The 19,625-nt window shown below is 57.4% G+C and carries 22 protein-coding genes and 2 pseudogenes; 5 read left to right on the top strand and 19 right to left on the bottom strand.

What is annotated here, in order from left to right:
• Window positions 1-8 precede the first annotated feature (8 nt).
• Complete coding sequence (pgi, locus tag HEQ17_RS11800) at window positions 9-1,541, top strand: glucose-6-phosphate isomerase (RefSeq protein ID WP_296292923.1); 1,533 nt, start codon at window positions 9-11, stop codon at window positions 1,539-1,541.
• On the opposite strand, the gene HEQ17_RS11795 is transcribed toward pgi, so the two are convergent.
• The 14 genes and pseudogenes from HEQ17_RS11795 to groEL (HEQ17_RS11735) form a co-directional block, all read right to left on the bottom strand.
• Window positions 1,542-2,534, bottom strand: a complete 993-nt coding sequence (locus HEQ17_RS11795) for a plastocyanin/azurin family copper-binding protein (RefSeq protein WP_296292922.1) — start codon at window positions 2,532-2,534, stop codon at window positions 1,542-1,544.
• Between the two features lie 261 nt (window positions 2,535-2,795).
• Window positions 2,796-3,884 (bottom strand): annotated as a pseudogene (groEL, locus tag HEQ17_RS11790) (chaperonin GroEL); the annotation flags it as partial.
• On the bottom strand, window positions 3,877-4,473 hold the full coding sequence (locus HEQ17_RS11785) for a LysE family translocator (protein ID WP_296293743.1): 597 nt from the start codon (window positions 4,471-4,473) through the stop codon (window positions 3,877-3,879). The pseudogene groEL (HEQ17_RS11790) and the gene HEQ17_RS11785, both read right to left, overlap by 8 nt.
• Window positions 4,474-4,502: 29 nt before the next feature.
• A complete protein-coding gene (locus HEQ17_RS16065) occupies window positions 4,503-4,913 on the bottom strand; it encodes a Rieske 2Fe-2S domain-containing protein (RefSeq protein WP_366938042.1) in 411 nt (136 codons plus the stop codon).
• Window positions 4,904-6,331 (bottom strand): iron-containing redox enzyme family protein, encoded by a 1,428-nt coding sequence (locus tag HEQ17_RS11780; protein ID WP_296292921.1) that lies wholly within the window; start codon window positions 6,329-6,331, stop codon window positions 4,904-4,906. The genes HEQ17_RS16065 and HEQ17_RS11780 overlap by 10 nt, the downstream gene beginning before the upstream one ends.
• Window positions 6,332-6,341: 10 nt before the next feature.
• The gene (locus HEQ17_RS11775) at window positions 6,342-6,881 is read right to left on the bottom strand and encodes a hypothetical protein (RefSeq protein ID WP_296292920.1); all 540 of its coding nucleotides are present in this window, start codon (window positions 6,879-6,881) and stop codon (window positions 6,342-6,344) included.
• Between the two features lie 6 nt (window positions 6,882-6,887).
• Window positions 6,888-7,265, bottom strand: coding sequence for a 50S ribosomal protein L11 methyltransferase (locus HEQ17_RS11770; RefSeq protein ID WP_296292919.1), 378 nt, complete (start codon window positions 7,263-7,265; stop codon window positions 6,888-6,890).
• Between the two features lie 182 nt (window positions 7,266-7,447).
• Complete coding sequence (locus HEQ17_RS11765) at window positions 7,448-8,065, bottom strand: acyl-homoserine-lactone synthase (protein WP_296292918.1); 618 nt, start codon at window positions 8,063-8,065, stop codon at window positions 7,448-7,450.
• Window positions 8,066-8,211: 146 nt separating this feature from the next.
• Window positions 8,212-8,403 (bottom strand): hypothetical protein, encoded by a 192-nt coding sequence (locus tag HEQ17_RS11760; RefSeq protein WP_296292917.1) that lies wholly within the window; start codon window positions 8,401-8,403, stop codon window positions 8,212-8,214.
• 367 nt (window positions 8,404-8,770) lie between these two features.
• Window positions 8,771-9,397, bottom strand: coding sequence for a LysE family transporter (locus HEQ17_RS11755; RefSeq protein ID WP_296292916.1), 627 nt, complete (start codon window positions 9,395-9,397; stop codon window positions 8,771-8,773).
• Window positions 9,397-9,768 (bottom strand): 2OG-Fe dioxygenase family protein, encoded by a 372-nt coding sequence (locus HEQ17_RS11750; RefSeq protein WP_296292915.1) that lies wholly within the window; start codon window positions 9,766-9,768, stop codon window positions 9,397-9,399. The genes HEQ17_RS11755 and HEQ17_RS11750 overlap by 1 nt, the downstream gene beginning before the upstream one ends.
• Before the next feature lie 150 nt (window positions 9,769-9,918).
• Window positions 9,919-10,308: a DUF4902 domain-containing protein gene (locus HEQ17_RS11745; RefSeq protein ID WP_296292914.1), complete on the bottom strand. Its 390-nt coding sequence runs from the start codon at window positions 10,306-10,308 to the stop codon at window positions 9,919-9,921.
• Window positions 10,309-10,345: 37 nt separating this feature from the next.
• Window positions 10,346-11,059: an autoinducer binding domain-containing protein gene (locus tag HEQ17_RS11740; RefSeq protein WP_296292913.1), complete on the bottom strand. Its 714-nt coding sequence runs from the start codon at window positions 11,057-11,059 to the stop codon at window positions 10,346-10,348.
• 242 nt (window positions 11,060-11,301) lie between these two features.
• Window positions 11,302-12,273 (bottom strand): annotated as a pseudogene (groEL, locus tag HEQ17_RS11735) (chaperonin GroEL); the annotation flags it as partial.
• Between groEL (HEQ17_RS11735) and HEQ17_RS11730 the strand changes: the two are divergent.
• Together HEQ17_RS11730 and HEQ17_RS11725 are read left to right on the top strand one after the other, a co-directional pair.
• A complete protein-coding gene (locus tag HEQ17_RS11730) occupies window positions 12,210-12,572 on the top strand; it encodes a hypothetical protein (protein WP_296293782.1) in 363 nt (120 codons plus the stop codon). The pseudogene groEL (HEQ17_RS11735) and the gene HEQ17_RS11730 overlap by 64 nt on opposite strands.
• Window positions 12,553-13,002, top strand: coding sequence for a TA system VapC family ribonuclease toxin (locus HEQ17_RS11725; protein WP_296292912.1), 450 nt, complete (start codon window positions 12,553-12,555; stop codon window positions 13,000-13,002). Before HEQ17_RS11730 ends, HEQ17_RS11725 begins: the two co-directional genes overlap by 20 nt.
• A gap of 219 nt (window positions 13,003-13,221) precedes the next feature.
• Here the strand turns inward: HEQ17_RS11725 and groL are convergent, their stop codons facing one another.
• The 3 genes from groL to HEQ17_RS11710 form a co-directional block, all read right to left on the bottom strand.
• Window positions 13,222-14,874 carry a chaperonin GroEL gene (groL, locus tag HEQ17_RS11720; RefSeq protein ID WP_296292911.1) on the bottom strand — a complete coding sequence of 551 codons (1,653 nt, stop codon included), beginning with the start codon at window positions 14,872-14,874 and terminating at the stop codon, window positions 13,222-13,224.
• Between the two features lie 25 nt (window positions 14,875-14,899).
• Window positions 14,900-15,187 (bottom strand): co-chaperone GroES, encoded by a 288-nt coding sequence (gene groES / locus HEQ17_RS11715; RefSeq protein WP_019426307.1) that lies wholly within the window; start codon window positions 15,185-15,187, stop codon window positions 14,900-14,902.
• 151 nt (window positions 15,188-15,338) lie between these two features.
• The gene (locus HEQ17_RS11710; RefSeq protein ID WP_296292910.1) at window positions 15,339-15,923 is read right to left on the bottom strand and encodes a helix-turn-helix domain-containing protein; all 585 of its coding nucleotides are present in this window, start codon (window positions 15,921-15,923) and stop codon (window positions 15,339-15,341) included.
• Between the two features lie 234 nt (window positions 15,924-16,157).
• Between HEQ17_RS11710 and HEQ17_RS11705 the strand changes: the two genes are divergently transcribed.
• The gene (locus tag HEQ17_RS11705; RefSeq protein WP_296292909.1) at window positions 16,158-16,988 is read left to right on the top strand and encodes a lysophospholipid acyltransferase family protein; all 831 of its coding nucleotides are present in this window, start codon (window positions 16,158-16,160) and stop codon (window positions 16,986-16,988) included.
• Window positions 16,988-17,848, top strand: coding sequence for a lipid A biosynthesis acyltransferase (locus HEQ17_RS11700; protein ID WP_296292908.1), 861 nt, complete (start codon window positions 16,988-16,990; stop codon window positions 17,846-17,848). The genes HEQ17_RS11705 and HEQ17_RS11700 overlap by 1 nt, the downstream gene beginning before the upstream one ends.
• Here the strand turns inward: HEQ17_RS11700 and HEQ17_RS11695 are convergent.
• Window positions 17,842-18,831 (bottom strand): alpha/beta hydrolase, encoded by a 990-nt coding sequence (locus tag HEQ17_RS11695; protein WP_296292907.1) that lies wholly within the window; start codon window positions 18,829-18,831, stop codon window positions 17,842-17,844. The two genes, HEQ17_RS11700 and HEQ17_RS11695, sit on opposite strands and share 7 nt — an antisense overlap.
• A gap of 40 nt (window positions 18,832-18,871) precedes the next feature.
• A complete protein-coding gene (gene yihA / locus HEQ17_RS11690) occupies window positions 18,872-19,531 on the bottom strand; it encodes a ribosome biogenesis GTP-binding protein YihA/YsxC (RefSeq protein WP_296293742.1) in 660 nt (219 codons plus the stop codon).
• Window positions 19,532-19,625: the final 94 nt, after the last annotated feature.

Here is a 19,625-nt window from a genome sequence, read left to right as displayed (position 1 = left end):
AGCTCCCCATGCGTTGTGACCAAACCCCGGCCTGGAAGGCCTTGACGACCCATGCGGCACAGGCCACGGGTTTTGATTTGCGCACCGCTTTTGCGCAAGATCCCGAGCGGGTATCGGCCTTGAGCCAGACCGCCCCCCATGTGTTTGCCGACCTGTCCAAAAACCATACCGATGCCGCCACTGAAGCCTTGTTGATCGAATTGGCCCGCCAAACCGGCCTGGCCTCGCACCGCGACGCCATGTTTCGGGGCGAGCCGATCAACAACACCGAGGGCCGCGCCGTGATGCATTGGCTGTTGCGCCAACCTGAAGGCTCTGTGAGCGGCGATTTGGCCGCGCCCCTCAAGCGGGCGCACGACACCCTCAAACCCATGCTGGCGTATGCCGAAAACATCCGCGCCGATGCGCAGATCACCGACGTGGTGAACATCGGCATTGGTGGCTCTGACCTGGGGCCGCAGATGGCGGTGCTGGCGCTGCAAGACTTCGTGATCCCCGGCAAGCGCTTTCACTTTGTGTCGAATGTGGATGGGCATGAATTGGCTGCGGTGCTCAAGGGCCTGAAGGCTGAGAACACGCTGTTCCTGATCGCCTCCAAAACCTTCACCACCCTCGAGACCATGACCAACGCCCGCTCGGCGCTGGCCTGGTTCCGGGCGCAAGGCGGCAGCGATGTGGCACGCCACTTTGCGGCGCTCACCACCCATGTGGCAGCTGCGGCTGAGTTCGGCATCACCACCACCTTTGGCTTTTGGAACTGGGTGGGCGGGCGCTATTCGCTGTGGTCGGCCATTGGTTTGCCTGTGGCCATTGCCATCGGTGCCCAGGGTTTTCGGGACCTGCTGGCCGGGGCGCACGCGATGGATCAGCATTTCCAATCTGCGCCGCTGGAGGCCAATTTGCCCGTGCGGCTGGGCTTGCTCGATGTCTGGTACCGCAACTTCTTGGGCTACACCAGTCGCAGCATCGCCCCTTATCACTGCGCCTTGCGCCGGTTGCCTGCCTACCTGCAGCAGCTGGAGATGGAGAGCAACGGCAAGCGGGTGGACCGCAACGGGCATGCGCTGCTCTATGGCACCTCACCCGTGCTTTGGGGCGAGCCGGGCACCAACGGGCAGCACGCTTACTTTCAGATGCTGCACCAAGGCACCGACGTGGTGCCCGTGGAATTCATCGCGGTCAAAAAGCCCACGCACAACTTGGCCGACCACCATGAACTGCTGCTGGCCAATGCCATCGCCCAAGCGCAGGCCTTGATGCTGGGCCAAGCCGACGAGGGCGGTCACCAACACTTTCCCGGCAACCGACCCAGCACCTTCTTGCTGCTCGACGAACTCACGCCCACCAGCTTGGGCGCACTGATCGCGCTGCAAGAACACCGTGTGTTCGTGAGCGGTTCGGTTTGGGGCATCAACAGCTTTGACCAGTTTGGGGTGGAGCTGGGCAAGGTGTTGGCCCAAGACATTCACGCGCGCATGGCATCTGGGAATGTGGCGGGCCTGGATGCTTCCACCGCAGGCCTGCTGGACCGTCTGCGCTGATCAGTGCTTGTGGGTGCTGTGGTCGTGCGCTTTGCCTGGTTGGGGGGCAGGTAGCGCAGATGGGCTGTTCTCTTTCACATGCACCTGGCCGCGCATGCCGGCTTCGTAGTGTCCCGGAATCAGGCAAGCCATTTGCAGCGTGCCGGATTTGGGGAAGGTCACCACCAACTCCCCCGTTTGTCCAGCGGCGACCGTGATGGCCGCGCCTGTGCCGTGGTGGTGGTCGGCGCCGTGTGCTTTGCCTTGGGCGGCATCGCGCTTCATGGCTTCGGCATGTTCACGAATGGCTTGGTCATGGCCCAGCACCATCTCATGCTCGACTTTGCCGGCGTTGTGCACCACAAAGCGGATGGTTTCACCCGCTTGAACGTCGATTTGGTTGGGCGTGAAGCGCATCTGGTCGTCCATGTGCACTTCGATGCTGCGACTGACCACTTGGGCTATTGGGTCGTTTTGCGGATCGTCTGGTGATGCACCATGAGCGGTGTCGCCACCGTGGCTGTGCCCATGGCCATGGCCGGTGGCAGCCCATTCGGGGTGATGCATCAACCACTGCCATGCGCCCCAGCTGCCAGCGCTGGTCAGCGTGCCCAGCACCAAGACATAAACGCTGGCGGCGCGTGTCCAGTCGCGTGGCGCACTCAGGCCCAGGGCCAGCACCGACACGAAAAAGCCCAGCGGCACCACCCAGGCGCTGCGCGCCGGAGAGTCCGGAAAATGCTGCAAGCCGCCGGTGAAAAAGCCCAGCCCGATCGACAGCAAACTGCCGATGGCCAGCGTCTTCATGAGGCCCGACTGCGGTGTGTCGGTGCTGGCGGGTTGCCAGCGGTGCTCCAACCAAGCACCCAGCACAAACAGCACCATGCCGACCAAGGCGGTCCACAAAGAGCGTTCGCCACTGAAAAAGCCGTGGTTGACAGCCCCTGAGATGAAGCTGATGCCCGAGTACTTGAGGAGCATCGCCCCGTGATGTTGTTGAAAATTAGAAGTCATGTGTGAATCTTCACGCGGGGCGATGCCCGCGCCCAAGAAAAAGTCTGCCGCACATGGCCAAAGCCAAGCCCAACCTGCGCAGCCCCAAACCCATTAAGCACCATGAGCAAGCACGCATGCGTGTATCTTGCGGTGACAAGCGAAATCGAACGTGTCGATGCAAAAAAGCCCCGCAAGGTGAAAGCCGTGCGGGGCTTTGCGGTCATGCACCCCGGTTCAAGCCCGGGTCGACAGACCGTGGTCAGATGACCGGCTTGGCACTTACATGCCCATGCCGCCCATACCACCCATGCCGCCCATGTCAGGCATGCCGCCGCCGCCAGCGCCGGACTCGTCCTTCGGGGCTTCGGAGATCATGCACTCTGTTGTGAGCATCAAAGAGGCCACAGACGCTGCATTTTGCAAAGCCGTGCGTGTCACTTTGGTGGGGTCCAAGATGCCCATTTCGATCATGTCGCCGTAGGTGTCGTTCGCAGCGTTGAAGCCGTAGTTGCCTTTGCCGGCCAACACAGCGTTCACCACCACTGAGGGCTCGCCGCCAGCGTTGTACACGATCTCGCGCAGAGGCGCTTCGATGGCTTTCAACACCAGCTTGATGCCGGCGTCTTGGTCAGCGTTGTCACCTTTGATGGTGCCAGCAGCCTGACGTGCGCGCAGCAAAGCCACGCCACCACCAGCCACGATGCCTTCTTCCACTGCAGCGCGGGTGGCGTGCAGGGCGTCTTCCACGCGGGCCTTCTTTTCTTTCATTTCGACTTCGGTGGCAGCGCCCACCTTGATCACGGCCACACCGCCAGCCAACTTGGCCACGCGCTCTTGCAGCTTTTCGCGATCGTAGTCAGAAGTGGCTTCTTCGATTTGCATGCGCACTTGTTTGACGCGGGCTTCGATGTCGATCGCAGCGCCAGCGCCGTCGATGATGATGGTGTTTTCTTTGCCCACTTCGATGCGCTTGGCTTGGCCCAGATCGGCCAGGGTGACCTTTTCCAGGGTCAGGCCCACTTCTTCAGCGATCACTTTGCCGCCGGTCAAGATGGCGATGTCTTCCAACATGGCTTTGCGACGGTCACCAAAGCCTGGAGCCTTGACAGCCACAACCTTCAAGATGCCACGGATGGTGTTGACCACCAAAGTTGCCAAGGCTTCGCCTTCGACTTCTTCGGCAATGATCAGCAAAGGACGGCCCGCTTTGGCGACGGCTTCCAATGTGGGCAGCAAGTCACGGATGTTGCTGATCTTCTTGTCGAACAACAACACAAAGGGGTTGTCCAGCAAAGCGGCTTGCTTTTCAGGGTTGTTGATGAAGTAAGGCGACAGGTAGCCGCGGTCAAACTGCATGCCTTCAACGATGGATAGTTATCTTGTAGATGTTGATTAAAAAACTGATTGCGACAACAAAGAACACCATGGACAACAGAATCTGTCCCAAAGATCGGTTAAAAATGACAACACTGTCTAAGGGCGATGCAACAGACCCTAGCAAGCCGAAGCAAAAATTCATCGTCACTCCGATCGCGCAAAGTAGAACACCCAGCCAGATTGAATAAAGAGCTGGGTTGTCGGCTGTGACTGGAATAAATTGGGGTATGAACGATAAGAAAAATACAAGGGCCTTTGGGTTCGAAATGTTCGTGATCATTCCCCTCGTCAGCATCTGGCGTGTGGTGGCATGGGTGGCCTGATTACCAGCGCTTTCTTTGCTTTGACGGGACGCAATTATTATGAAACTGAGGTAAAGCAAATAGATGCACCCGCCAATCTGAATGGTGAGGGTCAGCCTTCCATCAACGCCATGGGCTGCATAAATGATTCCTGCAGTCGCAAATGTCAGGACAAGCCCACCAAGTCCGACACCTATTGCTGAATAAAAAGCACCGCGCTTTCCATAAGAAAGCCCATTCGAAATGCAATAAACCATATCTGGACCTGGAACAACCATCAGTGCGACAACCGCCATGGTGAAAGCGCCTAACATTTCCATACAACTGCTCCAGAAATTGAATCGGCCATTCGCGGCTGAGTCTCGATAAAAACCCTCTTAGTTAAGCCAGCATCGGCATGCACAATTATCCGGGTGGGCCACAACACGTTCTCGGGGAATCGGCTGACCAAGCACATCACGCCCGATTGTCGGTGATAGGTGGCGCAGACCTCGTCAGAAATATCGTCGCGATCTACCTTTCGGTCGTGCCATGGACACCGGCGCACCTTATCAACATCTTCATAACAAAGGTGGATAGGCCCGCCGCGATGCCGGCACTTGTCGCTGATAACGCGGACCTCATCAGCCTCGATCTGCACCAGCAAGCGTTTGCCTTCCTGTGGGATGTCAATCAATAGCCGACTGTCGGATGCGAAAGGGATACGTTTCACAGCCATTTGGACACATCGCCGATAGTGTAAATTTCGTACTTGCAATTTTCCGAATGGATCAAGGCGCCATGCAAGCGGTGGTGCCGGATGATGATGCCGTCGTCGTCTTTCAGCGTCGACGAAAGCTGAAAGCCGTTCAGAAACTCCATTTCGCCCGAAGTGACATGGCAAAGCTCGTCGCCGTCGTGCGAGTGAGTGATCGACAACTCTCCGCGCGGCTCATCCAGCAGCACCCTGGTAAGGCTGCCCGCCTCATAGGCGGCCTGCACCTTAGGCCAAATCTTGCGGTACTTAAGGGTGTTCTCCTCAGCTTCTTCCTTCCACCTGATCTGCTCGACAAAATCGTTTTCTGCGAATTCGGAAATCCATCGAGCTTCTTCAAACCCTCGGACGATTTCATTCGCAGCGAATTGGCCATACTTTTCGATTGACGGGCGGACCAAGCTGTCGAAGGCCATTCTGCTGTGATCAATATCGATGTGGCAGTGCTCATCAAAGTAGCGGACATCAAGCTCCGGAATGGCTGATTTCAGGGCGTCGCGCCAAATTGCGCAGCTGCGAATAAAGCCGGTTTCTGCCAAGAAGATCGCGCCTATGTATCTGAAAATATTTCGACGATTACGTGTGATGCGGTTGTAATAGTTGGCCAGCATCAGGCTACCGTTAAGATAATACTGCCAGTATTTGTGTGGTTCCGGGTCTAGGCCGGCCGATTTCATTGTTTCTTCAAAGAGCGTCGAGTGCTTTCTTTTGTATTCGCCGTAGCCAAGCTCATCGATGATTATTTTGAACAGCGATGAAGATAGCGCGCCGTAGTTTCCACTGGCATATCGGGCCATGGGGCTGGATTCGATCAGGAAGTCCGGCGCCAATTGAACCAGCCAGTCGCGGGCCGCCGTGGCAGGCTGCTTTGCGTTGACAATCGCCTCGGCCGAGGGCAGCGTATCTAGTCTGCGGGCTTCAATGCAGAAGTTGCTGAAATACTCTTTGACCGTTCGCATCGTCCAGTTGCTTGAAAGGACGATTTCATCATCAAGAAACGAGAAGAGATATTTCTCAAGATAAGGCATACCAAGGTAAGCTTGGGCAATCTTCTCATCGGAATAGCGCTTCGAAAATGCCGTTGTATCTATTTTTCCCGACGGCATCATCAGGAAATCTACCTCGTTCATCGTAAAGAGGATTCGGTTTGCGGCGAATGCTGTGTAGTTAGCCAACTCGCTGGGCAGCGCTGGCTTTGTAAAATTTAGGTGCTTAACCACATGCGGACGAAGACGTCGGCCAAAGTAGGCCTCCTCGTAGCGGTGTTCGTTGTCGGAAAACAGCGGGGATTCACAGAATCCGAGTATTGCGTCACGACATAAATCGTGGTTGGCCGTCGAGAAGTCCTCGACAATGCGGTTGTCTTTGACAGTCTTTTTCATCTCTTCTTCCTTATCCGTTGCAAAGTGAGATCGAGCCATCGGGGCGCAGTAGGAAAGAATATTTTTTGCCTGGCTTCACCTGAATCGGTTCGGGGAATGGGTGGAACGCCTGATGCCAATGGCCGCTGTCTCGGACATCGTTCGAAACGATTGAATCACCGAATTGGGCATGGAAGAATGAGACGATCCCGTGGCTCGTTCCGGAGGCATAGGCACAAAGCGAGAAGGTGTCGGCGTTACGCGGCTTGTCAAGATAGGTGTAGCGCCGAAGTTCCGTGGTCTGCGACAGCGTCTTCGCCTTGAATAACTTGTAGCGCACCGGAAAGTACGACTGCGTAGAGAAGCGGTTGATCGTGCTCAGGTCCAGTTCACTACTCGACACGACGCAATTCTGCTCGGCAATGTCGTCGGAATTGACCAGGAAACCGTACTGCCGGATTTCGGACGGAAGTATGATGGTTTCGGGGCGCGAAATGCTCGCGATGTCTGCTGAGACGTTTGCATATCCTTCCCCGATGACACCGCAATCCAGTGTTTCTGTAAAAATCACGTCGGGTTAGAAGTCGAATGCTTCCGAGCGGATGAACTCGGTGCTGGAGGCATGAATGACGGTGATCCGGTCACTAAGACCATTCAGCGCGATTGTTTGGACAGCCAGTTTATAAAGCTGCTTATCCATTTCGCAGGTATACACATGGCGAGCGCCGTTGCGCGCAAAGTGCATTGCGACCAGGCCGGCTCCAGTGCCGATTTCGAACACGGCCTTGCCTTTCAGATCAATGGCCGAGATCGCCTCCAGGATTGCGCGGTTGCGTGCATGGTCGTTCATCATCGAGAAATGCCAAGTTGGAAACCCGCGGGTTTGGCGAATCGGTGCAACCGGGAGGGCCGTGACGGGTTCGATAGGCCTGAATTTCTGTTCAGCTGTATTCAATTTTGTCCCCTTGCAGGTCAGATTTGCGATTGATTTCGATTGGGCTGTATGAACATCAACACGCTTGCCTTCCTATTGCCATCAACAATGAGGGGGCGGCATGTTTTTCACACTTTTCCGGTTTCTTTGGAGGTGCAGAAACCCACTTTTGCCATGAGCCGAAGCGCTTGCGGGGAACAATGTCATTCAGACTTTCGGGCTGGAACCGCCAAACCGTCAGTGGAAAGTAACTGGCTGCCCAAATTGAGGTGCAGCGCAACAATGTAAGTATCTTGCTGGAACGTCGGTACGCCCGCACGACGCACATCGAATCCATTGAGGCGTAGCAGCCGCTCCATAGCAACTGGCGATACCGTTACCAATGATTTCGCACCATTTACATCGGCGGCGCGAATCACCTGACGAAGCAGCTTTGTCGCGGCAGCAGAGGATGCTTGTTGAAGCGATACTGCTGCAGACTTGGCCTGGTCCACCATCGCAAATCTCGATAACTCCCAGATCTGCGGATTACACGGCAGCTCATTTCCAGCCCAAAGCTGCGGAAACACTTTCTCCATCAAATACGGGCCGGTAGTTGGCAGCAACCTCGCCACGCCATTGACGTTGCCATCTTCGTCTTGCGAACACACATAAACCGCTTCTGGCCCGTCAAACTCATCGAGTTCCATGCCGTGGGTGGTGTTCAGCTTCCAACCCAGTTGGTTGATGAACACCTCGCGGCGGTAGTGCCCCATTTGCTCAAAGAGCTGTGGTGGCAGTTGTTGCCTGGTGCCTGAGCTGAATTGCAGCATTTCCTTCATCCCTTGGTCTGTGTGTGACCTTGGATTGAATTCTGATGGACTGCTTGATGTTTTGTAACTGCTAAAAATAGTAGGTTTTAATCAATTTTTGACTCGCCACGGTTCGGCGTGATGCAGCGCAGAGATCGCTTTTCTGCTGTGCCAGTTCAGTGCTCGGCAGCACTCACGGCGTTGGCAACGGCGTGTTGCCAGTTTTGTGCGTCCACCCAGGTGGCCAGGACGCGAAGGTTGTCTTCCCAGTGCAGTGGGTGGCCTTGTCCTGATACTTGAACAATATCGTCGAGGAGGATCAACGCACCATCGAAAGGCGAGCTCGACTGTTTTTGGGGCCAACTCATTAGGGCCTGCCGCCAAGATCAACGACGACGTCGGGAGCAAGCGCCTGATCAAAAATGAGCAGCGCGCCTACCCTTTATGCTTGTCATTTTCTAAAGCCGACTCCATTGACGCGTTTGGTCTTGATTGCCTATGTTCAATGTGGCATCTTGCTCTGTCGCGGCAAAGTAGCGATCTGGTGAGACCCCGCGAGCGATAAAACACTCTCCCAGGCGCAGTCGAAATCTCGGGATGAGGATCAAGCTGTCGCGCTTGTTGTACGAGGGCTGAGTTGTCTGGTCGACGTCAGGATTGCGATCGTAACTCATGAGTGCTTTCCGGTTAGCATGCAAACCTAGAGCGAAGGACCAACCGCGCTGACGGTAGACCCTACAGGTTGGTAATCAGCTTTAAGCTGAAAAAAGTGATGAACGCGCCGATGATCGTGTCTATCCAGACCTTGCCGCGCGCATAGACGCGACGGCTTTTTTCCATCGCGAAGATGGTGACGGTCAGCACGTTCCACGCAATCGAGATCGCAGCCACCACGAATATGGCCGCTAGCTTCACGTTCGCGGTCAGATCACCGGAGAAAAGGCTGGCGAAGACACTGGTGAAGAACATCAGCGTCTTAGGGTTGGCCAAGTTGGTCAAGAGCCCTGCACGATAGGCTTGCCAGTCGCTGACCACGGCGACTACGGATGGTCCGACATCCAGTGGCGTTCTCGCCTTCAAGAGCATCTTTACGCCGACATAGAGCAGGTAGCAGCCTCCGAGCAATTGGAGCGCCCGCTGGAGCCACAGGAACTGCTCCAGGACGATTCCCAGGCCAAGCGCTGCAAGGCTTGCCCAAATGACGCTCGCGGTCGATACACCGAGCGCAATGCACAGGGCCTGCGATCGCGAACGACTGATCGCCGCTTGCGTGATGACGAGGAAGTTCGGCCCCGGGCTGATTGCCAGCATCGTGTAAAGCGTGGTGACACTGAGCAGAAAAGTTACGTGACTCTCGGCCATCAGTTGACGTCCGCATGGATCACGCCAAGGTTTCGTTCGAATTCCTCACCATAGCGGCGATGTGCCCAGTCGTTAAAGGTGATGATCAAGATGTCCCGATGGCCGGACGATCCGTTCAAAGGAAGGATGTTGGTGGCGTGATGCCACATGGCCGCATCCTTGATGATGATGGCCTCGTTGTCGTGCAACACGTCTTCGAAAAACGGCTCGCCTCCTCCTGTTGGCATCAGTTGAGTCACGCCGCCGCTTATGTTGCTGCGGTTGACCACGGCGTTCATCACGAAAAGGTGGCCGTCACGGTGCGGTCCTTCAGGAACCGCGACGCCTATGACTGTTGATTGGCAATCAGTAGTAATATTTAATTTATTCATAAATTCTTTGATCTGTGTGTGACCTTGGATTGAATTCTGATGGACTGCTTGATGTTTTGTAACTGCTAAAAATAGTAGGTTTTAATCAATTTTTGACTCGCCACGGTTCGGCGTGATGCAGCGCAGAGATCGCTTTTCTGCTGTGCCAGTTCAGTGCTCGGCAGCACTCACGGCGTTGGCAACGGCGTGTTGCCAGTTTTGTGCGTCCACCCAGGTGGCCAGGACGCGAAGGTTGTCTTCCCAGTGCAGTGGGTGGCCTTGTTCGTTCACCAGTTGGATGTTTGTTCGCGGCAGTTCGTCGCGTTGCCATTGGGCCCTGTGGGCGTGTGCTTGTATGCACCAATCCCAACCCAGAGAGATGGGCAAGTGGGTGTCGCCTACCCATTCGGTGTAGCCGCTCAGCGTAGTTGTTGTGCCGCAGCGTTGATGGGGCGGGGTGTTGCCGGGTTCGGGGTCAACGGCAGAGTGGAGGTGTTTCAGGCGCAGGGATAGCAGCTCTTGCACGCTGGCTTGTACCTGCCCCATGTTTGTGATGTTCATGCCGGCCAGTATGCCCGCTGTGGCCTTACGTGTTCGATTAACTCAACCAGCCCATCAGTGCAGCGCGGGCTACGGCGGCGGTTTTGTTGGGTGCATTCAGCTTCTGGATGCTGTTTTTGAGATGAAAGTCGACCGCGCCTTTACTGAGGTTGAGAATGTCGGCAATGTCTTGTGCCGATTTGCCGTCGGCAGACCATTGCAACACCTCTCGTTCACGCTTTGTCAAAGCAGCGTAAGTTATTTTTTCTTGTGACAAGACAGCGCGCGACAAAATCACATGGGCCACTTGCACCAGCCAGCGCATGGACGCTTCTTTGGCTTGCAGCTCGCTGGTGGTTAAGGGCTCGGCGCGGCGGCACAGGGTCAGCAGGCTGCCCGCGCCGCTGCGCTCTAGGCATGACTGTGCCCAGCCGGTTTTGATGCCGTGGTCTTGCGCGTCGGCCCACAATGCTCGGTTGCTGGCAAAGGCTTGGTCGTTCCACACAATGGGGGTTTGGCTTTGTCTGCCGTGAGACACGGTGGGGTCGGTGAGCAAGTAGCCCGCTTGTGCGTAGCGTTGTTGCCACGCCGTGGGGTAGTTGTTGAGTAAGGTGACGTTCGGGTTCGTGACAGGGTAGGGGGCTTGAAAGCCGAAGGCCACGTGCTCAAAACCTAATTGCACAGTTGCACGTTGGATGTGGGCAAAGATCGCCTCTGGTGAGGTTTCAGGAATCAGCAGCAAATTGAGCAGGTCTTCTTGCCAGGTGTTCATGACACTCGCCTATGGCAAGGGCTAAGTTGCTTGATGCCTACGGGCAAAAAGGAAAAAAGTTTGCGGTTTGCGGTTTGCGGTTTGCGGTTTGCGGTTTGCATATTTTTTAATTACTATTTAGCCGGTACTTTAGCATGCAAAGATTTCACAAAGAACAAAAAAGCCCCGCAAGGCTTTCACCTTGCGGGGCTTTTGTTTGGCCGGGTGAGGGCGCAAACCCTCAGTCCAGACAGACAGGGCAATTACATGCCCATGCCGCCCATACCACCCATGCCGCCCATGTCAGGCATGCCGCCGCCGCCAGCGCCGGACTCGTCCTTCGGGGCTTCGGAGATCATGCACTCTGTTGTGAGCATCAAAGAGGCCACAGACGCTGCATTTTGCAAAGCCGTGCGTGTCACTTTGGTGGGGTCCAAGATGCCCATTTCGATCATGTCGCCGTAGGTGTCGTTCGCAGCGTTGAAGCCGTAGTTGCCTTTGCCGGCCAACACAGCGTTCACCACCACTGAGGGCTCGCCGCCAGCGTTGTACACGATCTCGCGCAGAGGCGCTTCGATGGCTTTCAACACCAGCTTGATGCCGGCGTCTTGGTCAGCGTTGTCACCTTTGATGGTGCCAGCAGCCTGACGTGCGCGCAGCAAAGCCACGCCACCACCAGCCACGATGCCTTCTTCCACTGCAGCGCGGGTGGCGTGCAGGGCGTCTTCCACGCGGGCCTTCTTTTCTTTCATTTCGACTTCGGTGGCAGCGCCCACCTTGATCACGGCCACACCGCCAGCCAACTTGGCCACGCGCTCTTGCAGCTTTTCGCGATCGTAGTCAGAAGTGGCTTCTTCGATTTGCATGCGCACTTGTTTGACGCGGGCTTCGATGTCGATCGCAGCGCCAGCGCCGTCGATGATGATGGTGTTTTCTTTGCCCACTTCGATGCGCTTGGCTTGGCCCAGATCGGCCAGGGTGACCTTTTCCAGGGTCAGGCCCACTTCTTCAGCGATCACTTTGCCGCCGGTCAAGATGGCGATGTCTTCCAACATGGCTTTGCGACGGTCACCAAAGCCTGGAGCCTTGACAGCCACAACCTTCAAGATGCCACGGATGGTGTTGACCACCAGTGTCGCCAGGGCTTCCACCGCTCAACTTGATTCCCTGTATGTTGCTCCAACAAAGACAAGCGTTGCCGGTAAACCAGCTAACTGGTAAACTTGCTCAGATGAAAACCACACTTGACTTGCCCGACGAACTGGTCCGCGAAATGAAACTGCGCGCCTTGATGCAGGGGCGAACACTGCGCGATCTGGCTGCTGACTTTCTGCGCCAAGGATTGGGGATGGGTGCGCTTCGGCCGGCGACACCGCCGCCGGGATCGCGGGTTGAAATCGGTGCCGACGGGCTGCCGATCATCCGAGGCAGCGACGATGCCCCATCCAGGTCCATGACCGCCGAAGCCTTGATAGCGCTCGAACAGGACTTGCTCACCCAGGAGGACATGCAGCGTGGGGGGATCTCTCTTTGACACAAGCGCGTGGCTGGCCGCTACTTTTGAACAGCACCCCTCGCACAGCGTGGCCAGACAGGCGTTGCGCCAAGCGACCGCGTCGCAAGCTGCGGTTTTTTGTCGCGCCACGCAACAAAGCTTTTTACGCCTGCTCTCCACGGCGGCCTTGGCAAAAGCCTATGGGGCTTTTCCGCTGACCAACAGCGATGCGCTGCTCACTCTGGACAACCTGCAAGCCTTGCCACAAGTGGCGTGGCAAGACGAGCCACCGGGCGTGTTCGGGCTTTGGCGCAGTCTTGCTGGGTTGAACAGTGCGTCTCCAAAAGTCTGGATGGACGCCTACCTCGCTGCCTTTGCTATTGCCGCCGGATTGCGTCTGACCACACTGGACCAAGACTTCAACAACTATTTGCCGCATGGGCTGGATCTGGACCTTTTGAGATCATGATCCCAGTAAGCGGTGTGTCGTGAAAAACGGATAAGAAATTCAACCGTATGCGATGAAATTTACGGTTTGCTGTTTGCATATTTTTTATTACTTTTAAACCGGCACCTTAGCATGCAAATATTTCACAAAGAATAAAAAAGCCCCGCAAGGCTTTCACCTTGCGGGGCTTTTGTTTGGCCGGGTGAGGGCGCAAACCCTCAGTCCAGACAGACAGGGCAATTACATGCCCATGCCGCCCATACCACCCATGCCGCCCATGTCAGGCATGCCGCCGCCGCCAGCGCCGGACTCGTCCTTCGGGGCTTCGGAGATCATGCACTCTGTGGTGAGCATCAAAGAGGCCACAGACGCTGCATTTTGCAAAGCCGTGCGTGTCACTTTGGTGGGGTCCAAGATGCCCATTTCGATCATGTCGCCGTAGGTGTCGTTCGCAGCGTTGAAGCCGTAGTTGCCTTTGCCGGCCAACACAGCGTTCACCACCACTGAGGGCTCGCCGCCAGCGTTGTACACGATCTCGCGCAGAGGCGCTTCGATGGCTTTCAACACCAGCTTGATGCCGGCGTCTTGGTCAGCGTTGTCACCTTTGATGGTGCCAGCAGCCTGACGTGCGCGCAGCAAAGCCACGCCACCACCAGCCACGATGCCTTCTTCCACTGCAGCGCGGGTGGCGTGCAGGGCGTCTTCCACGCGGGCCTTCTTTTCTTTCATTTCGACTTCGGTGGCAGCGCCCACCTTGATCACGGCCACACCGCCAGCCAACTTGGCCACGCGCTCTTGCAGCTTTTCGCGATCGTAGTCAGAAGTGGCTTCTTCGATTTGCATGCGCACTTGTTTGACGCGGGCTTCGATGTCGATCGCAGCGCCAGCGCCGTCGATGATGATGGTGTTTTCTTTGCCCACTTCGATGCGCTTGGCTTGGCCCAGATCGGCCAGGGTGACCTTTTCCAGGGTCAGGCCCACTTCTTCAGCGATCACTTTGCCGCCGGTCAAGATGGCGATGTCTTCCAACATGGCTTTGCGACGGTCACCAAAGCCTGGAGCCTTGACAGCCACAACCTTCAAGATGCCACGGATGGTGTTGACCACCAAAGTTGCCAAGGCTTCGCCTTCGACTTCTTCGGCAATGATCAACAAAGGACGGCCAGCTTTGGCAACGGCTTCCAGTGTGGGCAGCAGATCGCGGATGTTGCTGATCTTCTTGTCGAACAACAACACGAAGGGGTTGTCCAGCAAAGCGGCTTGCTTTTCTGGGTTGTTGATGAAGTAAGGCGACAGGTAGCCGCGGTCGAACTGCATGCCTTCAACGATGTCGAGTTCGTTGTCCAAAGACTTGCCGTCTTCGACAGTGATCACGCCTTCTTTGCCCACTTTGTCCATGGCCTTGGCGATGATGTCGCCGATGCTGTGGTCGCTGTTGGCAGAGATCGAACCGACTTGGGCGATTTCTTTGGTGGTGGTGGTGGCCTTGGTGGCCTTCTTCAGCTCTTCGATCAGGGCAGTCACTGCCTTGTCGATGCCGCGCTTCAGGTCCATGGGGTTCATGCCTGCGGCCACGTACTTCATGCCTTCGCGCACGATGGCTTGAGCCAATACGGTGGCAGTCGTTGTGCCGTCACCAGCGTTGTCAGACGTCTTGGAAGCGACTTCCTTGACCATCTGCGCGCCCATGTTTTGCAGCTTGTCTTTGAGTTCGATTTCCTTGGCCACGGACACACCGTCCTTGGTCACGGTGGGGGCGCCGAAAGAACGCTCCAGAACCACGTTGCGACCCTTAGGGCCCAAAGTCACTTTGACCGCGTTGGCCAAAATGTTCACGCCTTCAACCATGCGTGCGCGGGCTTCGCCGCCGAAAATTACGTCTTTTGCTGCCATTTTTGTAGCTCCTGAATTAAGTTAATTACTCGACGACCGCGAACAGGTCTTCTTCTTTCATGACCAACAGCTCGTCGCCACCGACCTTGACGGTCTGGCCGCTGTACTTGCCGAACAACACGCGGTCGCCGACTTTGACGCTCAGGGCTTTGGTCTCGCCTTTGTCATTGGTTTTGCCTGGGCCAACGGCCAAGACTTCACCTTGATCGGGCTTTTCTGCAGCCGAATCGGGGATCACGATGCCCGAGGCTGTTTTGGTTTCGCTTTCGATACGCTTGACGATCACGCGATCGCCCAAAGGACGCAGTTTCATGGAATCTCCTGGATTTGAAACAAGGGTTAAAAACAAAAGCACCGGTTTAGGGTGCTGCTGAAATCTGAGGAGCGGGTTGCTGTTAGCACTCAGCTCCATCGAGTGCTAATGATAAGGGCTTTTGGGTCGATTTCAAGGTCGGGGCATTTTTTTACTGGTGAAGCGGGCGGGGCGTATCGCTGTCGCTGGACTCTGAGCTGCCCAGCAAGTAGCCGTACACCAGGTCGGTGCTGATGTCGCCCTCGAACAGGTTGATCTTTTGGGCCAGGTGCAGTGGGCTGTCAGAGGGCAAATGGGCGCTGTTGTAGACCACGATGTGGGGGGTTTGCATCAAATTGTCTTGCAGGTGCATCGGGCTGGTGTGCAGCCATGGGATGCGGGCATCGATGAAAAAAACCCCCACTGAGGTGTCTATGCCCATCAAGTCCAGCGGGTGGGTGATGAGCTTGACATGTGCCCAATGGGCCATTGTTTCGAGGGCAGGCGGCACATGCCGGTTGTCGTGCAGGACGCACACCCAGGGGACGTCAGGTGCCGTCATCAGGCCCGTGACCCCGTTTTGCTTGCAATACTGGGTCAGGGAGGATGACAGGATGCGTCGGTGGCCGCCCTGGGTCACAAAGGCTTTGAACACCCCGTTTTCCACCATGCGCTGGATGGTGCCGACCGACAAGCCCAGCATTTTGGCGGCTTGACTGGTGCTGAAATAGTGCGGGTGTAGGGTGTCGTTTTTCATGATCAATGCCTTGTTCACGCTGAAAAGAATGAAATAAACGGTTTGGGGTTGTTTTCGGGTTTTTGTTCATGTTAGACCCTCTGCGCTGATGCGGGACGGGCATGAAAGGGTAGCGCGCAGGGCAGAAAACAGGTAATGCCCGGCGGCGAGTGCCGGGTGCAGGCCTGGCAGGCCCAAGGGCCAGCAGGGTGAAGTGGTCGCGCGGTCGCTGGTTCAAGGCAAAATCACCTCCTTATGCTTTTTTGGTTTCGCTTTTTTTCGCATTGGCCTTTGTGGGCCCTGCATCTGCTGGGCAGCCTGGGCGGCTGGCTGGCCTGGTGCTTGTCGGGGCGTTACAGACGCCGTTTTCTGGACAATGCGCGCCAGGCTGGCTTGGGCTGGGGCAGGGTGTGGCCGGCTGTGGGGCAGGCCGGGTGCATGACGGCCGAGTTGCCGCGCTTGTGGCTGGGCCGCATGCCGCACTTGGAGTGGGCCGATGACCGCGCCGCTGTGCAGGCCTATGCCAGTGGTCAAGGGGTGCTGTTTTTGACCCCGCACATGGGCTGTTTTGAGGTCACGGCCCAGGCGCTGGCGTTGCGATTTTCGTCGCAACATGGCCCCTTGACGGTGCTCTACCGTCCTGCCCGCCACGCTGGTTTGGGCGAGCTCATGGCCCTGGTGCGGCAGCGTCCGGGGCTGCAGGCGGTGCCCACCAACTTGGCCGGTGTGCGCCAGATGATCAAGGCCTTGCGTGCGGGTGAAGCGGTTGGCTTGTTGCCCGATCAAGTGCCGCCGGAGGGCATGGGTGTTTGGCTTCCGTTTTTCGGGCGACCGGCGTACACCATGACTTTGGCGGCGCGTTTGGCCTTGCAAACCGACGCCCGGGTGGTGCTGATCTGGGGGGAGCGTTTGCCTTGGGGCCGCGGCTACCGCTTGCACACGCGCCCTTTGGGCCACGACTTGTCGAGCGATCTGGAGACGGCCGTGGTGCAGATCAATCAGGCGATGGAGGCGATGGTGTTGACCTGTGCGCAGCAGTATCTTTGGGCTTACGCCCGCTACAAAGCCCCGCGCAAGGTGTTGTGATGCGTTGGGTGCCTGTTGTGATGCGCTGGCTGGCGCCTTGTCCTTTGCGGCTCTTGCGGGCTTTGGGTTGGGTCTTGGGGCATGTGCTGATGGTCTTGACCCGGTCGAGGCGGCACATTGTTTGGGTCAACCTGCGCTGGTGTTTTCCGCACCTGAGCCCCCTGCAGCGCTGGCAAATGGCCAGGCGTCACTTTGTCGTGCTGACGCAGTCCTTGCTGGACCGCGCATGGTTGTGGCATGGTTCACCCGAATTGTTGCGTCGGCGCTTGAGCGTGCAAGGCGATCTGGGTCCCTTGCAGGGAGCGGAGCCGGTGGTGATGCTGGCACCGCATTTTGTGGGCATGGATGCGGGGGGGACGGCGTTGACCGTGGTTCAGGGGGTGGCCATGGCCAGCATGTACACCCGCCAGCGTCACCCGGCGTTCGACGATTGGGTGCGCCAGGGGCGCAGCCGATCGGGGCGGATCAGGCTGTTTGACAGGCTAGAGGGGGTCAAACAGATCGTCTCGGGTTTGCGTGATGGTGAAAAACTGTACCTCTTGCCCGACATGGATTTCGGGCGAAAAGAGTCTGTGTTTGTGCCTTTTTATGGCGTTCAGGCGGCCACGGTGCCCTCTTTGTCGCGTTTGGCGCGTTTGGGGCACGCCCGGGTGTTGACCGTCGCTACCCGCATGACGCCTCAAGGTTATTGCCTGGAAGTGGGGCCAGTTTGGCCGGATTTTCCAAGTCAAGACCCTGTGGCCGATACCGCCCGCATGAATCAGGTTTTGCAGGCGGTGATCGACACCATGCCCGAGCAGTATTACTGGGTCCACAAGCGTTTCAAGACCCGGCCTGAAGCTGAGCCCGGTTTTTATTGAGTGGGCCGGGCGGTCTTGGGTGTGGTGGCCGGCGATTGCAGAAAATCGGCGATTTCAGCCATGACGCGTTGGGGTTGTTCATGCACCACCCAGTGGGTGGCATTGGCGATGGGCACCAATTTGAGTTCGGGCACATGCTTGTCCAGCCCCTCGCTCAAGCAGGGCAGCAGCGCCACATCGTCTTGCGCCCACAACACCAGGGTGGGCACCCCGATGTGCAGCGCTTCGGGCGGGATCTGCACGGCGCTGGCCCCCGGGTCGGTCGCGGTCGCCGGACGCAAAGGCGATGCGCGGTAATAGTTGAGGCCGCCTTGCAGGCCGTGTTGCCAGACTCGGCGGTATTGGGCTTTGATCGCGGGTGTGAGCCATGAAGGGGCAGGCGACACCGCCTGGCGGCTCAGCGACGCCAATGAGCTGTCTTGCCCGGTCAGGAAGCCGAACAGGCGCTCAAAATCGTGGGCGGCCAGTTTCGCGGCCGCATCGGGCTGCACCAGAAAGTTCATGTAAGTGCTGGCCGCTTGTTGCGCCGGGTCATTTTGCAAGGCTTTGAGGAAAGGGCCGGGGTGGGGCGAGTTGATGATGACCAGTTGGCACAACCGTTCGGGGTGCTGGTTGGCCAGGTTCCAGGCCACTGCACCCCCCCAGTCGTGGGCGACCAATGCTGCCAGCGGGGCATGGCCCGATTCCAGGCCAATCAGGGCCACGATGTCCTGCACCAGGTGCTTGGCCCGGTAAGCCTTGACATCGTCTGGGGCGCTGGAGCGTTCATAGCCGCGCAGGTTGGGGGCTACGCAGCGGTAGCCGCCGTTTTCGGGTTTGGAAAAGTGGACCAGCAAAGGGTCCCATACCCAAGCACCTTCCGGAAAGCCATGCAAAAACAGCAGCACCGGGCGGCCCGGTTCGCCGCTGGCGCGACAGCTCAGCGTGATGCCGTGGGGCAGCGCTTGTTGCCAGGTCTCGATGCTGGTTGATGAAGACTGCACAGGGATCGGTCCTTGAGGGGTTGCTTGTGGGCGCTTGGGCTCACTCGTCCAGGGTTTCGGGTTGTGGTGCGGGGGCAGCGGCCGCCGGGGCTGCAACCGCACCATCGGCCGGGTGAGTCCAGTCCCACAGCAGTTGCGCCACCTCGTCAACACCTTGTTTTTTCAGGGCTGAAAAAAGTTTGACTTCACCGCCACCAGCCTGCAGTCGCGCAATCGACAAGGCCTTGGCTTGTTCGGCGCGGGTGAGCTTGTCGGCTTTGGTCAGGACGATCAGGAACTTCAGGCCTTCCTCAACACGCGGACGGATCACTTCCAGCAGGATGTCATCCAATTCGGTCAGGCCGTGGCGTGGGTCGCACATCATGACGATGCCTTTGAGATTTTCGCGGCTGACCAAATAGTTGGCCATGACTTGCTGCCAACGCAACTTGTCCATCTTGGCCACAGCGGCGTAGCCGTAGCCGGGCAGATCGGCCAGCACGGTGTCGGTGATGCCTTGTTTGCCTAAAGCGAACAGGTTGATGTGTTGGGTGCGGCCGGGTTTTTTGGAGGCAAAAGCGAGCTGCTTTTTTTGCGTCAGGGTGTTGATGCAGGTGGACTTGCCCGCGTTGGAGCGGCCCACAAAGGCGATTTCCGGGGTGTCGAGCACCGGCAAATGGTGCAACTGCGCAGCGGTGGTCAAGAAGCGGGCTGTGTGCATCCAGCCCAAAGGCGTGACCCGCGCGGGGGCCGGGGTGGCATGGGCGGGGCCAACAGGAGGGGCGGCAGGTTTGGCGATGCCGGGGGTGCGAACG

The organism is Limnohabitans sp. (assembly GCF_023910625.1).
Lineage (GTDB): Bacteria > Pseudomonadota > Gammaproteobacteria > Burkholderiales > Burkholderiaceae_C > Limnohabitans_A.
The sequence above is the reverse complement of the archived record's forward strand: the minus strand, read 5'-3'. Positions and strand labels throughout refer to the sequence as shown.

Excerpts from the sequence above, each read along its gene's own strand:
- HEQ17_RS11700 (WP_296292908.1), top strand. The coding sequence starts at position 16,988 with ATGCGTTGGGTGCCTGTTGTGATGCGCTGGCTGGCGCCTTGTCCTTTG.
- groL (WP_296292911.1), bottom strand. The coding sequence starts at position 14,874 with ATGGCAGCAAAAGACGTAATTTTCGGCGGCGAAGCCCGCGCACGCATG.
- HEQ17_RS11760 (WP_296292917.1), bottom strand. The coding sequence starts at position 8,403 with ATGAGTTGGCCCCAAAAACAGTCGAGCTCGCCTTTCGATGGTGCGTTG.
- pgi (WP_296292923.1), top strand. The coding sequence starts at position 9 with ATGCGTTGTGACCAAACCCCGGCCTGGAAGGCCTTGACGACCCATGCG.
- HEQ17_RS11705 (WP_296292909.1), top strand. The coding sequence starts at position 16,158 with ATGCTTTTTTGGTTTCGCTTTTTTTCGCATTGGCCTTTGTGGGCCCTG.
- HEQ17_RS16065 (WP_366938042.1), bottom strand. The coding sequence starts at position 4,913 with ATGGCTGTGAAACGTATCCCTTTCGCATCCGACAGTCGGCTATTGATT.
- HEQ17_RS11745 (WP_296292914.1), bottom strand. The coding sequence starts at position 10,308 with ATGAACATCACAAACATGGGGCAGGTACAAGCCAGCGTGCAAGAGCTG.
- groES (WP_019426307.1), bottom strand. The coding sequence starts at position 15,187 with ATGAAACTGCGTCCTTTGGGCGATCGCGTGATCGTCAAGCGTATCGAA.
- HEQ17_RS11765 (WP_296292918.1), bottom strand. The coding sequence starts at position 8,065 with ATGAAGGAAATGCTGCAATTCAGCTCAGGCACCAGGCAACAACTGCCA.
- HEQ17_RS11795 (WP_296292922.1), bottom strand. The coding sequence starts at position 2,534 with ATGACTTCTAATTTTCAACAACATCACGGGGCGATGCTCCTCAAGTAC.
- yihA (WP_296293742.1), bottom strand. The coding sequence starts at position 19,531 with ATGCACACAGCCCGCTTCTTGACCACCGCTGCGCAGTTGCACCATTTG.
- HEQ17_RS11755 (WP_296292916.1), bottom strand. The coding sequence starts at position 9,397 with ATGGCCGAGAGTCACGTAACTTTTCTGCTCAGTGTCACCACGCTTTAC.
- HEQ17_RS11730 (WP_296293782.1), top strand. The coding sequence starts at position 12,210 with ATGTTGCTCCAACAAAGACAAGCGTTGCCGGTAAACCAGCTAACTGGT.
- HEQ17_RS11785 (WP_296293743.1), bottom strand. The coding sequence starts at position 4,473 with ATGGTTGTTCCAGGTCCAGATATGGTTTATTGCATTTCGAATGGGCTT.
- HEQ17_RS11740 (WP_296292913.1), bottom strand. The coding sequence starts at position 11,059 with ATGAACACCTGGCAAGAAGACCTGCTCAATTTGCTGCTGATTCCTGAA.
- HEQ17_RS11710 (WP_296292910.1), bottom strand. The coding sequence starts at position 15,923 with ATGAAAAACGACACCCTACACCCGCACTATTTCAGCACCAGTCAAGCC.
- HEQ17_RS11750 (WP_296292915.1), bottom strand. The coding sequence starts at position 9,768 with ATGAATAAATTAAATATTACTACTGATTGCCAATCAACAGTCATAGGC.
- HEQ17_RS11780 (WP_296292921.1), bottom strand. The coding sequence starts at position 6,331 with ATGAAAAAGACTGTCAAAGACAACCGCATTGTCGAGGACTTCTCGACG.